General features: G+C 66.2%; 14 protein-coding genes. 7 read left to right on the top strand and 7 right to left on the bottom strand.

All coding sequences use genetic code 11. The features are described from left to right. Window positions 1-149 precede the first annotated feature (149 nt). Window positions 150-1346 carry an amidohydrolase family protein gene (locus BMZ69_RS14105; protein ID WP_092157535.1) on the bottom strand — a complete coding sequence of 399 codons (1197 nt, stop codon included), beginning with the start codon at window positions 1344-1346 and terminating at the stop codon, window positions 150-152. A gap of 151 nt (window positions 1347-1497) precedes the next feature. On the opposite strand from BMZ69_RS14105, the gene fdxA reads away from it, so the two are divergent. From fdxA to BMZ69_RS14090, 3 genes are all read left to right on the top strand, one after another. Continuing rightward, window positions 1498-1827, top strand: coding sequence for a ferredoxin FdxA (fdxA, locus tag BMZ69_RS14100; protein WP_092157533.1), 330 nt, complete (start codon window positions 1498-1500; stop codon window positions 1825-1827). Between the two features lie 60 nt (window positions 1828-1887). Beyond that, window positions 1888-2661 carry a ferredoxin--NADP reductase gene (locus BMZ69_RS14095; RefSeq protein WP_092157531.1) on the top strand — a complete coding sequence of 258 codons (774 nt, stop codon included), beginning with the start codon at window positions 1888-1890 and terminating at the stop codon, window positions 2659-2661. 197 nt (window positions 2662-2858) lie between these two features. Continuing rightward, on the top strand, window positions 2859-3101 hold the full coding sequence (locus tag BMZ69_RS14090; protein ID WP_091836060.1) for a DUF3297 family protein: 243 nt from the start codon (window positions 2859-2861) through the stop codon (window positions 3099-3101). Window positions 3102-3108: 7 nt separating this feature from the next. On the opposite strand, the gene BMZ69_RS14085 is transcribed toward BMZ69_RS14090, so the two are convergent. Beyond that, window positions 3109-3642: a GNAT family N-acetyltransferase gene (locus BMZ69_RS14085; protein ID WP_092157529.1), complete on the bottom strand. Its 534-nt coding sequence runs from the start codon at window positions 3640-3642 to the stop codon at window positions 3109-3111. A 244-nt stretch (window positions 3643-3886) separates the two neighbouring features. On the opposite strand from BMZ69_RS14085, the gene BMZ69_RS14080 reads away from it, so the two are divergent. The 3 genes from BMZ69_RS14080 to BMZ69_RS14070 all read left to right on the top strand — a co-directional run bounded on the left by BMZ69_RS14080 (window position 3887) and on the right by BMZ69_RS14070 (window position 6931). Next, window positions 3887-4654, top strand: a complete 768-nt coding sequence (locus BMZ69_RS14080) for a YiiX/YebB-like N1pC/P60 family cysteine hydrolase (protein ID WP_092157527.1) — start codon at window positions 3887-3889, stop codon at window positions 4652-4654. A gap of 73 nt (window positions 4655-4727) precedes the next feature. After that, entirely contained in the window at window positions 4728-6533 is a 1806-nt protein-coding gene (gene lepA, locus BMZ69_RS14075; protein ID WP_092157525.1) for a translation elongation factor 4, read from the top strand. A 95-nt stretch (window positions 6534-6628) separates the two neighbouring features. Further along, complete coding sequence (locus BMZ69_RS14070) at window positions 6629-6931, top strand: hypothetical protein (RefSeq protein WP_175506800.1); 303 nt, start codon at window positions 6629-6631, stop codon at window positions 6929-6931. A gap of 62 nt (window positions 6932-6993) precedes the next feature. Here the strand turns inward: BMZ69_RS14070 and BMZ69_RS14065 are convergent, their stop codons facing one another. Beyond that, a complete protein-coding gene (locus BMZ69_RS14065) occupies window positions 6994-7605 on the bottom strand; it encodes an HAD family hydrolase (protein WP_244543364.1) in 612 nt (203 codons plus the stop codon). A 127-nt stretch (window positions 7606-7732) separates the two neighbouring features. On the opposite strand from BMZ69_RS14065, the gene BMZ69_RS14060 reads away from it, so the two are divergent. Continuing rightward, on the top strand, window positions 7733-8620 hold the full coding sequence (locus BMZ69_RS14060; protein WP_092157521.1) for a protein-methionine-sulfoxide reductase heme-binding subunit MsrQ: 888 nt from the start codon (window positions 7733-7735) through the stop codon (window positions 8618-8620). A 51-nt stretch (window positions 8621-8671) separates the two neighbouring features. Here the strand turns inward: BMZ69_RS14060 and BMZ69_RS14055 are convergent, their stop codons facing one another. The 4 genes from BMZ69_RS14055 to BMZ69_RS14040 all read right to left on the bottom strand — a co-directional run bounded on the left by BMZ69_RS14055 (window position 8672) and on the right by BMZ69_RS14040 (window position 13004). After that, window positions 8672-9301, bottom strand: a complete 630-nt coding sequence (locus BMZ69_RS14055; protein ID WP_244543363.1) for a thioredoxin family protein — start codon at window positions 9299-9301, stop codon at window positions 8672-8674. Window positions 9302-9351: 50 nt separating this feature from the next. After that, a complete protein-coding gene (locus tag BMZ69_RS14050) occupies window positions 9352-11514 on the bottom strand; it encodes a protein-disulfide reductase DsbD family protein (protein ID WP_092157517.1) in 2163 nt (720 codons plus the stop codon). Between the two features lie 94 nt (window positions 11515-11608). After that, window positions 11609-12730, bottom strand: a complete 1122-nt coding sequence (locus tag BMZ69_RS14045) for an anhydro-N-acetylmuramic acid kinase (protein ID WP_092157515.1) — start codon at window positions 12728-12730, stop codon at window positions 11609-11611. Between the two features lie 52 nt (window positions 12731-12782). Next, window positions 12783-13004 carry a hypothetical protein gene (locus BMZ69_RS14040; protein WP_092157513.1) on the bottom strand — a complete coding sequence of 74 codons (222 nt, stop codon included), beginning with the start codon at window positions 13002-13004 and terminating at the stop codon, window positions 12783-12785. Between the last annotated feature and the right edge of the window lie 68 nt (window positions 13005-13072).

The following is a 13072-nucleotide window of genomic DNA, read 5'->3' as shown; positions in this document are numbered from 1 at the left end:
GCCCGAAAGCTCGTCACAATCCTCAACGCCGTCATCCGGGACAGACAACCATGGCGCGAACAAACCGCTTGACCAACAAGACAGTCGCTCACCCCTGCCCCTCTCCTTATAGGAGAGGGGTTTCCCGCGGAGGCTTTCGCAGGTCGCGCTCAATGCCCCACAGACGGGATCTTCTCCGCCGGCGGGGTGTTGCGGCTGATGCCGCTGCGGACGATGCCGTCGATCACGATCATGCCGATGCCTGGCAGGTCGCCAAGCTGGATCGAGTCGAGGAAGTTCCTGCCGGCCGAGTGTTGGGCCTTGTCCATGAAGACGAAATCGGCGGTGCGGCCGACCTCGATCAGCCCGCAATCGAGACTGCGCATCCGGGCGGTGTTGCCGGTGGCGAAGCAGAACGCGACCTCGGCCGGGACATCGCCGAGCGAGGACAGCATCGAGACCATGCGGACGATGCCGAGCGGTTGCACGCCGGACCCCGCCGGCCCGTCGGTGCCGAGGATGACCCGCTGCAATTCGCCCATCTCGCGGGCGACGCGCAGCGTGTAGAGCGCGGCGCGCTCATTGCCGTTATGGACGAGTTCCAGGCCGCGCTTGCAGCCCTCGCAGATGCAGCGGATCTCCTTGTCCGGCAAGGCGGTGTGGCCGCCATTGATGTGGCCGACCACGTCGGTATCGGCTTCGAGCACGACATCGGCGCCGATCAGCCCGGAGCCGGGGATCGAGGGGCCGCCGGTATGGATGGTCGACTGGATGCCGTATTTGCGCGCCCAGGCCACCATTTCCTTCGCCCGGGCGCCGTCCTTGACGCCGCCGAGGCCGACCTCGCCAAGCAGCTTCACGCCGGCATCCGCCAGGTCCTTGAAGTCCTGCTCGACCATGCCGGGCTCGATCACCGGCGCGCCGGCATGGATCTTGACGCCGCCGGGGCGGAAGGCCGTGAAGGCGCGCTGGGCATAGATCGCCATCGCCTTCAGGCCGACAATGTCCTTCGGCCGGCCGGGGGTGTGGACCTCGCCGGCCGAGATCATGGTGGTGACGCCGCCATGCATGGTCGAATCGATCCAGCCGAGCTGGTTTTGGCGCGGCGTCCAGTCGCCGGCGACCGGGTGGACATGGCTGTCGATCAGCCCGGGCGAGAGCACAGTGCCATTGGCGTCGATGACCGTGTCGGCCCCTTCCGTGTCGAGGTCCTTGAAACGGCCGACCGCGGCGATCCGGCCGCCGATGGCGACGAGCGTGTCGGCCTCCAGGATCGGGCGCTCGATGTCGCCGGAGAGCATCAGGCCGATATTCTTCACCACCAGCTTGTGGGTGCTGCTGACCGTCGTCGCCTGCTGTTCAGCCATCGTATCCGCCCTGTCGTCGTTGTTCGAAATCCCCCGCCATCCTCATCGCCACAAGCCTGATTGACAAGCGCAGGAGGATGCGAGATATTGTTTGTATACGAATGAATTTCTGCCCCGTCCGGCCCCGGCTGTCAAGCAGCAAGGATCGCGCATGCCTTACGCCGTCACCAGCGCCTGCATCCGTTGCAAGTACATGGATTGCGTCGAGGTCTGTCCGGTCGACTGCTTCTATGAAGGCGAGAACATGCTCGTCATCCATCCGGACGAATGCATCGACTGCGGCGTCTGCGAGCCGGAATGCCCGGCGCAGGCCATCGTCGCCGACAGCGCCGACGGTGCCGAGCAGTGGCTGGCCTTGAATGCCCGCCTGGCGCCGCTCTGGCCGAACATCACGCAGAAGAGCGAGCCGCCGGCCGATGCCGACGACTGGAAGGGAATACCGGACAAGATCGACCTGCTTTCCGAACGTCCGGCAATATGATATTGGGTGGCCTGCATCCGATAATCTGCTAAATCGCTAGACTATCTGAGGATCGACGAGATGAGCAATTTCTACGAGGAGCGCGTCCTCTCCGTCCATCACTGGACCGATACGCTCTTCAGCTTCACCACGACCCGCGACACGACCTTCCGCTTCAAGAACGGCCAGTTCACGATGATCGGGCTCAAGGTCGGCGAGAAGCCGCTGCTGCGCGCCTACAGCGTCGCCAGCACCAATTACGACGAGAACCTCGAGTTCTTCTCGATCAAGGTGCCGGACGGCCCGCTGACCTCGCGCCTGCAGAACCTGCAGGTCGGCGATCCCATCATCATCGGCAAGAAGGCGACGGGCACGCTGGTGCTCGACAACCTCAAGGACGGCAAGCGCCTGTTCCTGCTCGGCACCGGCACGGGCCTGGCCCCCTTCCTGTCGCTGATCCGCGATCCCGAGACCTATGAGCGCTACGAGAAGGTCGTGCTCGTGCATGGCTGCCGCCAGGTCTCGGAACTCGCCTATGGCGAGCGTATCCAGAAGGAACTGCCGAACGACGAGTTTCTGGGCGAGATGATCCGCGAGCAGCTGGTGTACTACCCGACCGTGACGCGCGAGCCGTTCCGCAATCGCGGCCGCATCACCGACCTCCTGACCTCCGGCCAGCTCTTCAGCGACACCAATCTCGGGCCGTTCGACCCCGAAGGCGACCGCTTCATGCTCTGCGGCAGCCCGCAGATGCTGGTCGACCTCAAGCAGATCTTCGAGGAGCGCGGCCTCGAGGAAGGCAATCACGGCGAGGCCGGCGACTACGTCATCGAGAAGGCTTTCGCCGAGCGCTGAGGCGCTTCTGCCATCGCATTGTCCGTCATGGTCGGGCTTGTCCCGACCACCCACGTCCTCGCTTACGTGATCGCATGTGGTGGTCAGGACGTGGATGCTCGCCACAAGGGCGAGCATGACGGCGTGCGGCGACTTTTGCCGAATGCGTCCTGGCCTGCTACCTGTCCGGCAAATCACTTCCGCAGACGAGCAGCGCCATGACCGACACCCTCCCCGACCGCCTGTCCTCCAACCCCAACAGCCCGTTCTACAATGAGGAGCTGCTGGCGAAGGATATCGGCGTGCGCTTCAAGGGCGTCGAGAAGACCAATGTCGAGGAATACTGCATCAGCGAGGGCTGGGTCCGCCTCACCGCCGGCAATGCCAAGGATCGCCATGGCAACCCGATGACGGTCAAACTCAAGGGCACGGTCGAGCCCTATTTCCGCAACGCCGAGTGAGGCGCGCTCAGCGCAGCGCCTTGTAGAAAAAGGTCGAGCCGCAATCGCGCCCGTCCGGCATCAGCGCATAACGCGGAATGGTGCCTAGCTCGGTCCAGCCCAGGCGATTGTAGAGGCGCCGCGCCGCACCGGCCTCGTCGGTGTCGAGCACCAGCAGGTCGCGCCCGAGCGCAAGCGCGGCGGCCTCTGCCGCCCGCATCAGCGCTTCGCCGATGCCGCGGCGGCGGGCGCGCGAATGCACCAGCACCTTGGCGATCTCGGCGCGGTGCGGCTGGTTCGGCTTGCCGATCGGGTGGAGCTGCGCCGTGCCGACGATGCCGCTTTCATCGCGTGCAACAAAGAGCAGGATACGCTCAGCGGCGACCTCGGCCGCGATGCCACGCCAGAAGTTCTCGAAGTCGCCTGGCGTGCTCCAGTCCATGAAGCCGACCGAAGCGCCGTTCGCCACGGAATCGCGCAGGATGTCTGCCAGGACCGGCACGGCTGCCCGTGACCCATCCCCGTCGAGCTGCTCGATGGTCACGCTGTCCAGCGCCGTCATGATCCGTCTCCTTCGCGCCGCCGATCAGCGGCAATAATCCATTATGCAAGAATAATTCCAGCATAATGGATCAGACCAAAACAAGATCGCTACGGGCCGCCGTCAACCCGGATTTTACGACGTTTGGCGAATCCCGGTCTCCTCGGCGCAAATCCGGCAGGTGATTTCCGAAAAAGTCACGGGCTCGCGTTTTGACTGAGGGCCGGAAGACGCTGGAAACGGCGCCGGCGCAAGGGAGGCGTCGATGAACAGGGGGCTGGAATTCATCGGTCGCTCGGTGGTCCGCTTCATCACGCGCAGCAAGCCGCAGAGCGATCAGATCGATCGCAAGGCCATGGCGAGGCTCCAATCCGCGCTCCGGCCAGGCGACGTGCTGCTGGTCGAAGGCCGCATGAAGGTCTCGGCGGCAATCAAATACCTGACACAATCGACCTGGTCGCATGCCGCGCTCTATGTCGGCGATACCGGCAAGCTCAGCCCCGAGGGCGAGCCCTTGGTCCTGGCCGAGGTCGAGATGGATGTCGGCTGCGTGCTCTCGCCTTTGTCGAAATACGGCGCCTTCGGCACCCGCATCTGCCGGCCGCAGGCGCTCGATCGCGAGGGACGCCAGACGGCCGTCGATTACGTGCTGGAGCGGCTCGGCACGCAATACGACCTCAAGAACATCATCGACCTCGCGCGTTGGCTGATCCCGATTCCGTGGGCGCCGTCCGGGTTCCGCCGGCGCATGATCGCGCTCGGCTCCGGCGATCCGACGCGGGCGATCTGCTCGACCCTGATCGCCCAGGCCTTCGAGGCGGCGCGCTATCCGGTGCTGCCGACGGTGGAATATGCCAGCGCGATGGACGAGCAGGATTTTGAGGAAATTCTGCACATCCGGCATCACTCGCTCTACATGCCGCGCGACTTCGACATCTCGCCCTATTTCTCGGTGGTCAAGCCGACCCTGGAGGCTGGCTTCGACTACAAGGCATTGAACTGGGCGCAGGAGCGCCTGCTCGCGGCGGAGTGAAACAGCGGTCGATCTGCCGCAAACCGGTGGCGCGACCCTTGGCGCAACCCGCGCGCACTGCTATGGCGCGCGCATGAGCACCCGCAGTTTCGACAACATCCGCAATTTCTCGATCGTGGCGCATATCGACCACGGCAAGTCGACCCTCGCCGACCGGCTGATCCAGCAGACCGGCACGGTGGCGGCGCGCGACATGAGCGAGCAGATCCTCGACTCGATGGACATCGAGAAGGAACGCGGCATCACCATCAAGGCGCAGACCGTCCGGCTGGACTATCAGGCCAAGGACGGCAAGACCTACATCCTCAACCTGATGGACACGCCCGGGCACGTCGACTTCGCCTATGAAGTCTCGCGCTCGCTGGCGGCTTGCGAGGGTTCGCTGCTGGTCGTCGACGCCTCGCAGGGTGTCGAGGCGCAGACCTTGGCGAACGTCTACCAGGCGCTCGACGCCAATCACGAGATCGTCACCGTCCTCAACAAGATCGACCTGCCCGCCGCCGAGCCGGAGCGGATCAAGCAGCAGATCGAGGACGTGATCGGCCTCGACGCCTCCGAGGCCGTGCCGATCTCGGCCAAGACCGGCCTCAACATCGAGGGCGTGCTCGAAGCCATCGTCGAGAAGCTGCCGGCACCGAAGGGCGACGCCGAAGCCCCGCTCAAGGCCCTGCTGGTCGATTCCTGGTACGATGCCTATCTCGGTGTCGTCGTGCTCGTGCGTATCATCGACGGCGTGCTGAAGAAGGGCATGACGATCAGGATGATGCGCGCCAACGCCAGCTACGGCGTCGACCGCGTCGGCGTGTTCAAGCCGAAGATGCTCGAAGTGAAGGAACTCGGCCCCGGCGAGGTCGGCTTCTTCACCGCCTCGATCAAGGAGGTCGCCGACACCGCGGTCGGCGACACCATCACCGACGACCGCAAGCCGATCGCCGAACCGCTGCCGGGCTTCAAGCCGGTGCAGCCGGTGGTGTTCTGCGGCATCTTCCCGGTCGACGCCGCCGATTTCGAGGTGCTGCGCAGCGCCATGTCGCGTCTGCGGCTGAACGATGCCAGCTTCTCCTATGAGATGGAGACGAGCGCGGCGCTCGGCTTCGGCTTCCGCTGCGGCTTCCTCGGGCTGCTGCATCTGGAGATCATCCAGGAGCGGCTCGAGCGCGAGTTCAACCTCAACCTGATCTCGACCGCACCCTCGGTCGTCTACCGTCTCAAGCTGCGCGACGGCACGACGCTCGAACTGCACAACCCGGCCGACATGCCGGACGTGATGAAGATCGAGTTCATCGAGGAGCCCTGGATCCGCGCCACGATCTTCACCCCGGACGAGTATCTCGGCTCGGTGCTGAAGCTCTGCCAGGACCGGCGCGGCCTGCAGATTGACCTCAACTATGTCGGCTCGCGCGCCAAGGTCGTCTACGACCTGCCGCTGAACGAGGTGGTGTTCGACTTCTACGACCGGCTGAAGTCGATCTCGAAGGGCTATGCGTCTTTCGACTACAACATCACCGATTATCGCGAGGGCGACCTCGTGCGCATGTCGATCCTGGTCAATGCCGAGCCGGTCGACGCGCTCTCCATGCTGGTCCACCGCTCGCGCGCCGACGCCCGCGGCCGCGCCATGTGCGAGAAGCTCAAGGAGTTGATCCCGCCGCACATGTTCCAGATTCCGGTGCAGGCGGCGATCGGGGGCAAGATCATCGCCCGCGAGACGATCCGGGCGCTGCGCAAGGACGTGACCGCCAAATGCTATGGCGGCGACGCCTCGCGCAAGCGCAAGCTCCTGGACAAGCAGAAGGAAGGCAAGAAGAAGATGCGGCAGTTCGGCCGCGTCGAGATCCCGCAGGAAGCCTTCATCGCCGCGCTGAAAATGGACGACTGAGCGACGGGGCTCCGCCGTCGCGCCCGCCTTTTAGGGAACCATCCCGCCTGACACGATGTTGATCCTGAGCCCTCAACAGAAGGGAGGATGGCATCGTGGACAGACGTTCTTTCCTCGCGAGCCTGATCGGCGGCCTGGCTGCGGCCGGCAGTCTCGGCACGGCGGCGCTCGCCGCGCCGCAACCGGAGCCGGCGGTAGAGCGCCGGCCCGACGATACGCCTCAGGTCGACCCAGCGGCGCTCGACAAGACCGACGCCGGCTATTCCCAGTACTATTATCATCGCCGCAGGCCGCGCTGGCGCAGGCGCTATTGGCGCCGCCGCTACTACAGGCCGCGCTATTACTACCGCCGCCGCTATTACCGGCCGCGCTACTATTATCGCCGGCGCTATTGGTAGCATGTGGTGAACATCTGGCCTCCCGGGCGAGCTCTTGAACTCGCGCGGGATATGGCCGGATGTCAGAGGTTGGCGCCGAGACCGCGCAGTTCCGCGCGCAGATCGATCGGCTCGACGAAATGCACCGCCTGCATGCCGACCGAGCGGGCGGCATCGATATTCTTGGCGCTGTCGTCGACGAAGATGCACTCGCCGGCGCTCAGCCCATAGCGCTGCAGCAGGACGTTATAGATCGCCGGATCGGGCTTGAGCAGCCGCTCATGCGCCGAGACGATGACGCCGTCGAAGCTCTGCAGGAAGGGGAAGCGGATCAAGCATTCCGCCCATTTCTCGTGCGAGAAATTGGTGATGGCGTAGACCTTCTCGCCCTTCGCCTTCAGCTCTGCCAGGGTCGCGACGCTGTCCTCGATCGTCGAAGGCACCGTCTCATGCCAGCGTTCGTCGAAGGCGCGGATCTCGGCCTCCCATTCCGGATGTTCCGCCACCAGCAGCGCCACCGCCTCAGACCAGGGCCGGCCGCGATCCTGCTCGATGTTCCAAGCGGCGGTGCAGACATTCTTGAGAAACCAGTCGCGCTTGGCATCGTCCGGGATCAGGTCGCGATAGAGATGGAACGGGTCCCAGCGCAGCAGGACATTACCGACATCGAACACGACCTTGCGATTCTCAGGCACGACGGGCTTCTCCATTCCAGTTCGCGACGATCGGATCGTGCGGCTCACGTCCTTGTGCGCGAGCGGGCGTAACCTTCACATCGATTCTGGCGTATTCGCGTTGGGGCTCGGCAACAAGGCACAGTTCATGGCTTCAGTGGGAACAGGCAGCTATTGGCCATGGAATGACCGGCAGGGGCGTTTCTCCGCCCTGCGCGCCGGCTGCTTTGCGCTCGTGCTGGTCCCGGCGCTGATCCTCGCCTTGCAGGCCTGGACGCACCAGCTCGGCTCGAAGCCCTGGACGCAGGCCGTGCACGACACCGGCACCTGGGCCCTGCGCATCCTCGTCATCACGCTCGCGGTGACGCCGCTGCGCCGTATCCTCGACTGGAACAAGCTGATCGGCATCCGCCGCATGCTCGGCCTATCCGCCATGGCCTACGCGCTCGGCCATCTCGCATTGTATTGCATCGACCTCGCCTTCGACTGGGGGCTGATCCTCTCCGAGATCGTCAAGCGCTTCTATCTCGTCGTCGGCATCACCGCGCTGATCGGCCTCGTCGTGCTCGGCGCCACCTCGACCGACGGCATGATCCGCCGGCTCGGCTCCGGCCGCTGGCAGCGCCTGCACAATCTCGTCTACCCGATCGCTTGCCTCGGCCTGTTCCATTTCGCGCTGCAGTCGAAGATCGACGTCACACAGCCGGTGCTGCTCACCGGCCTGTTCGCACTGCTGCTGGCCTATCGCGGGCTGGATCGGTTCAAGATTCCGCTGAGCTTCACCTCGCTCGCATTGACCGCGCTCGCGACCGGCCTCGCCACCGCGTTGGCCGAAACCGCCTGGTACGCCTTCGCCACCGGCGCCTCTGCCTGGCTGATCTTCCAGGCCAATGCCGATATCGTCGTCTACCAGGACTGGACGGCGCTGCGCCCCGGCCACTGGGTCGCAGCGGTCGGGCTCGCGCTCGCGGTCCTGCATCTCTTCCGCAAGCCGGCGCCGAAGCCTGAACGAATGCGCCGCCATGCCCGGGCCTGACCCGAGCATATCAGGCTTCACTCCGTCCGCAGAACCTGGCGGCGGCTGTGCTCAGCTCACCGGGGCGTATTTGACCACGCAGCCATAGGCCTTGGTCGCCGGCTCCGAGACGGCCTTGCCGGCCTTGATCTCGGCGACCGCCTGGCGGACATAGCTCTTGGCGCCGGTCAGGCTCGAGGCGCTCGACGAGGGCTTGTCGTCGATCGCGCCGGCATAGGCGAGCGTGCCCTTGGGATCGATGATGTACATGTGCGGCGTCGTCTGCGCGCCATAGGCGCGGGCGAGCTGGCTCTTCGGGTCGAGCAGGATCGAGGCCGGGGCGGCGTCGCGCGTCTTGCTCAGCTCCTTGGCCTTGGCCGCGTCGACATGGCCCTGCTCGCCGGCGGGCGAGGAGATCACCGAGAGCCAGACGATGCCGTCCTTGGCCATGTCCTTCTGCAGGGTCTGCATGGTCGCGCTGTTGTAGTGCTTCCGAACATAGGGGCAGTCATGGTTGGTCCATTCGAGGATCACCGTCTTGCCGGCATAGTCGGAGAGCTTCTGCAGCTTGCCGTCGACGTCGACGACCGAGAAATCCGGCGCCTTGGCGCCGGGCTTGGCCGCGCCCTGGGCCAAGGCGGCGCCGGAGGCCAGCGCCAGCGCGGTGGCGGCAAGGCCGGCGATGAAGGTCTGTCTGCTCACGGCTTTCATCTTCAGTCTCCCTTCTGAGGTTGAAATGTCGGGGCTTGGCGTCACTTCTGGCTTGATGCGGTCTTCACCTCTTTGCCGGCGGCACGCTGAGCGGCATCGACGACGGTTTCGGGCGTCAGCAATTGCGGCAGAACCTCCGCCTGCGCTCCCTTCGTTCCAGGATAGAACAGATAGAGCGGTACGCCGGCGCGGCCGTACTCGGTCAGCGTCGTGGCGATCTCGGGATTACGATTGGTCCAGTCGGCCTTGAGATAGGCGACGCCGAGCTTGGCGAAGGCGTCCTTCACCTCCTGCCGCGACAGTGCCACCCGGTCATTGGCGAGGCAGGTGATGCACCAGGCGGCGGTGAAATTGACGAAGACCGGCTTGCCCTGCGCCTGCAGTTCGGCGACCCGCGCCGGCGACCAGACGCCGGGCGCATCCGCCCCGGCCTGGGCGGTTGGCTGAGCCGAGGGCGTCGCGCTTTCGATCACGAAGACCGAGGCTGCGCCGACGAGGAGTATGGCGGCCGCAGCCGCGACGGCGCGCAGGGCACGGCCGCTGCCGCGCGTCACGCCGATCAGCCAGAGCGCGAAGCCGGCGACGAGGATCGCGACGAGCGCGGCGAGCGCGCCATCGGCCCCCGCCTGCATGGTCGCGACCCAGGTGAGCCAGATCGCGGTCGCGAACATCGGGAAGGCGAAGGCCTGCTTCAGCACGATCATCCAGCGGCCCGGCTTGGGCAGCAGGCGCAGCAGGCCGGGCGCGAAGGAGAGCGCGACGACGGGCGCGGCGAAGCCAAGCGCCAGCGCCATGAAGATCGACAGCGCCGCGGCCGGCGGCTGCGTCAGCGCGTAGCCCATCGCCGCACCCATGAACGGGGCAGTACAGGGCGTCGCGACGATGACGGCGAGCGCGCCGGTCATGAAGGCACCGACCGGCCCGCTGCAGCTGGCGAGCCCGTCGCCGACGCCCTGCAGGCGGCCGCCGATCTCGAAGGCGCCGATCAGGTTGAAGCCGATCAGCGTCATCAGCACCGCGAGCAGGATGACGAGCGGCGGCGACTGCAATTGGAAGCCCCAGCCGGCGCCGAGCGCGATAACCAGCGACGCCAGGACGAAGAAGGTCGCGAGCACGCCGGCAAGGAAGAGCAGGCCCTGCCGGCGGACCTCGCCGCGGCTCGACTGCGCGACCTGGGCGAAGCCGAGCGCCTTGATGAACAGCACCGGCAGCACGCAGGGCATCAGGTTGAGGATCAGGCCGCCAGCAAAGGCGAAGACCAGCGCCAGAAGCAGCGTCAGATCCTCGGCCGGAGGCGGCGGCAGCGTCACCCTGGCCGGCGCCGGCGCCGGAGCGGCGACCGCTTGGAGCAGCACAGGCTCGACCTCGGCGCTGAGCGCAAGGGAACGCCTGGCGCCGCCCTCCTCGAAGGTGAGGACACCCTCGGTCGTCGGTGTGCCTACCTTGAAGGCGGTCGAGCGGGTCAGCGTGAGCGCGCCGTTCTCGACCGGCTGCTCGGCCGCATGCTCGATCAGCGTGTCCAGGACCGGGAAGAAGCGGATGTCGCTCGCGCCGGCCGGCAGGCCGGGCAAGGCGAGCGCAAGCTTGTCCTCGCCCTTCGCCGTCAGCTTGGCGGTGAAGCCCGCGGGCTTCGGCAAAGCGGCGCGGGCTTCATCGATGCGGGCCTCCGCAGCGGTATCGACAGTGCCGGCGGCCGCGATCGGCAAATCGAGCGTGAATGCGCCTTCCTCGGGAATGCAGATCTTTTCGCAGACCAGCCAGGTCGCCTTGGCCGAGAGCGTCAAAGTCTCTCCTGCCTTGGCATCGGCCGGGACCGAGATCTCGACCGGCAGCACGACATTGTCCTCGAAGCCGAAATTGACGAGAGGCTCGACCCGGATCGCCTTCGGCGCCGGCCATTGGATCGCCCCGGCGTTGACGCCCTGCGGCAGCGTCCATTCGATCCGCGTCGCCTCGCCGGAATCGCCAGGGTTCTGCCAATAGCTGTGCCAGCCCGGCGCCAGCTTCTGGGTGAGGGCGACCTGGAAGCGCTCGCCCGGCGCGACGGCGTCGCGGCTCGACAGCAAGGTCGCGGTGACGCGTGCCGAGGTCACGGGTGTGGATTCGGCGGCGAGCAGCGGCACGGGCGCAAGCAGGGCCAGCGCCAATGAGGCGCGCTGCAACAGCCGGCTTGTGGTCCGGCGCGGAAGGCTCGTCGCGATCATGCCGATCAGATGCCCGCTTCCGCCGTAAAAAGCCAATGACAAGCGGGTGAGGGCGGCGCGAGGTCGCAGGCGGAACGGGCGCAGGCGCCTTTCGTCAGCGTGCCGGCGCGATCCGTCCGCCCGTCATCGGCTCGGCAACGCCGGTCGTCAGCGGAAAGCTGATCGGCAGGCCGGCCTTGCGGCGCATGGCGAGGAAGGCGAAGCACTCCGCCTCGATCGCATCGCCGCGCCAGCCGACCGCCTCGGCCGGAACCGCCTCAGCGCCTGTCCGCGCATTGAGCGCCGCCATGATCGCCGGGTTGCGCCGCCCGCCGCCGCAGACGATCAGTCGTTGCGGCCTGACCGGCAAAAGGTCGAGCCCGCGCCCGACCGCGCCGGCGGTGAAGGCGGTCAGCGTCGCCGCCCCGTCCTCGAAGGACTGCCCCTCGGCCATGGCTGCCGTGAAATCGTAACGATCGAGCGATTTCGGGTAGGGCGCGAAGAGATAGGGGTGTTCGAGCAAGCGCGCGAGCCGGGCTTCGTCGACGATGCCGGCAAGCGAGAAGGCGCCGTCGCGGTCCATCTCGCCCTTGCCGTGCTGCTTGATCCAGTCGTTGAGGGGCGCATTGCCCGGGCCGGTGTCGAAGGCGAGCACGCGTTCGGCGTCGGCGAAGGCGCTGAGATTGCCGACGCCGCCGAGATTGAGCACCGCCGTCTCCTGCCCGGCACCGAGGCTGCGCATCAACGCTGCGTGATAGCTTGCGACGAGCGGTGCCCCCTGGCCGCCGGCGCGGACATCGGCCGTGCGGAAATCATAGACGACATCGATGCCGAGTTGCCCGGCCATCAGGGCGCCGTCGCCGAGCTGGCGGGTATCGCCCTTGCGCTCCTGGGTCGGGGCGCGATGCAGCACGGTCTGGCCGTGGAAGCCGATCGCCGCGACCTTGCTCGCGGCGATGCCTTCGGCAGCGAGGAATTCGGCGACGGCTTCGCCTTGCGCCAGCGTCAGGGCGCGCTCTGCCTCAGCGAAGATCGCCGGTTCCGGCCCTTCGAAGCGCCACGTCAACGCCGCCTGCACGGCCTGCGCCAGCAAATCGCGCACCTCCTGGCGATAGGGCGCGAGCCGCCAGGGGCCGAATTCGGCGACCGTCATGCCGTCCGTGCGGATGGCGGCGATGTCGATATTGCCGTCGAGGACCGTTCCGGTCATCAGGCCGATCGCCCAGGCTGGCTGCATCGATGCTTCCCGCGAAATGGCGAAAGGACTAATTGTCAGGCGAAGGTGCGCCTCAGCCGACCCGCAGCGCCGCGTCGAACGCGTCCTGCAGCATCTGCCGGCATTGCCGGGCCTGCTCGCGGCTGGGCTCGTGCAGGATATGCGGGGTGATGTCGGCGAGGTCGCGCAGGGCGAAGTCGATCGCCGACATGAGATCGAGCGCATCGCCGTCATGCTCGGCGGCCGGCGGCTTCAAACGGAACTGCAAAACCTGACCCATCAGGACCTGACCCATTACGCGTCTCACGAGACTAGGAAGGCGAATCGTTCTCCCGAGTCTCGCGCGCAATCGGTCAGAAACCG

Source organism: Allobosea sp. CRIB-10 (assembly GCF_900112185.1).
In the GTDB taxonomy this organism is placed as follows: Bacteria; Pseudomonadota; Alphaproteobacteria; order Rhizobiales; family Beijerinckiaceae; genus Allobosea.
Note: the sequence above shows the minus strand (reverse complement) of the source record. Positions and strands in the feature narration are given on the sequence as shown.

Bases quoted from the DNA above. Each gene is read 5' to 3' on its own strand.
- BMZ69_RS14105 (WP_092157535.1), bottom strand. From the start codon at position 1,346: ATGGCTGAACAGCAGGCGACGACGGTCAGCAGCACCCACAAGCTGGTG.
- fdxA (WP_092157533.1), top strand. From the start codon at position 1,498: ATGCCTTACGCCGTCACCAGCGCCTGCATCCGTTGCAAGTACATGGAT.
- BMZ69_RS14095 (WP_092157531.1), top strand. From the start codon at position 1,888: ATGAGCAATTTCTACGAGGAGCGCGTCCTCTCCGTCCATCACTGGACC.
- BMZ69_RS14090 (WP_091836060.1), top strand. From the start codon at position 2,859: ATGACCGACACCCTCCCCGACCGCCTGTCCTCCAACCCCAACAGCCCG.
- BMZ69_RS14085 (WP_092157529.1), bottom strand. From the start codon at position 3,642: ATGACGGCGCTGGACAGCGTGACCATCGAGCAGCTCGACGGGGATGGG.
- BMZ69_RS14080 (WP_092157527.1), top strand. From the start codon at position 3,887: ATGAACAGGGGGCTGGAATTCATCGGTCGCTCGGTGGTCCGCTTCATC.
- lepA (WP_092157525.1), top strand. From the start codon at position 4,728: ATGAGCACCCGCAGTTTCGACAACATCCGCAATTTCTCGATCGTGGCG.
- BMZ69_RS14060 (WP_092157521.1), top strand. From the start codon at position 7,733: ATGGCTTCAGTGGGAACAGGCAGCTATTGGCCATGGAATGACCGGCAG.
- BMZ69_RS14050 (WP_092157517.1), bottom strand. From the start codon at position 11,514: ATGATCGCGACGAGCCTTCCGCGCCGGACCACAAGCCGGCTGTTGCAG.
- BMZ69_RS14045 (WP_092157515.1), bottom strand. From the start codon at position 12,730: ATGCAGCCAGCCTGGGCGATCGGCCTGATGACCGGAACGGTCCTCGAC.
- BMZ69_RS14040 (WP_092157513.1), bottom strand. From the start codon at position 13,004: ATGGGTCAGGTCCTGATGGGTCAGGTTTTGCAGTTCCGTTTGAAGCCG.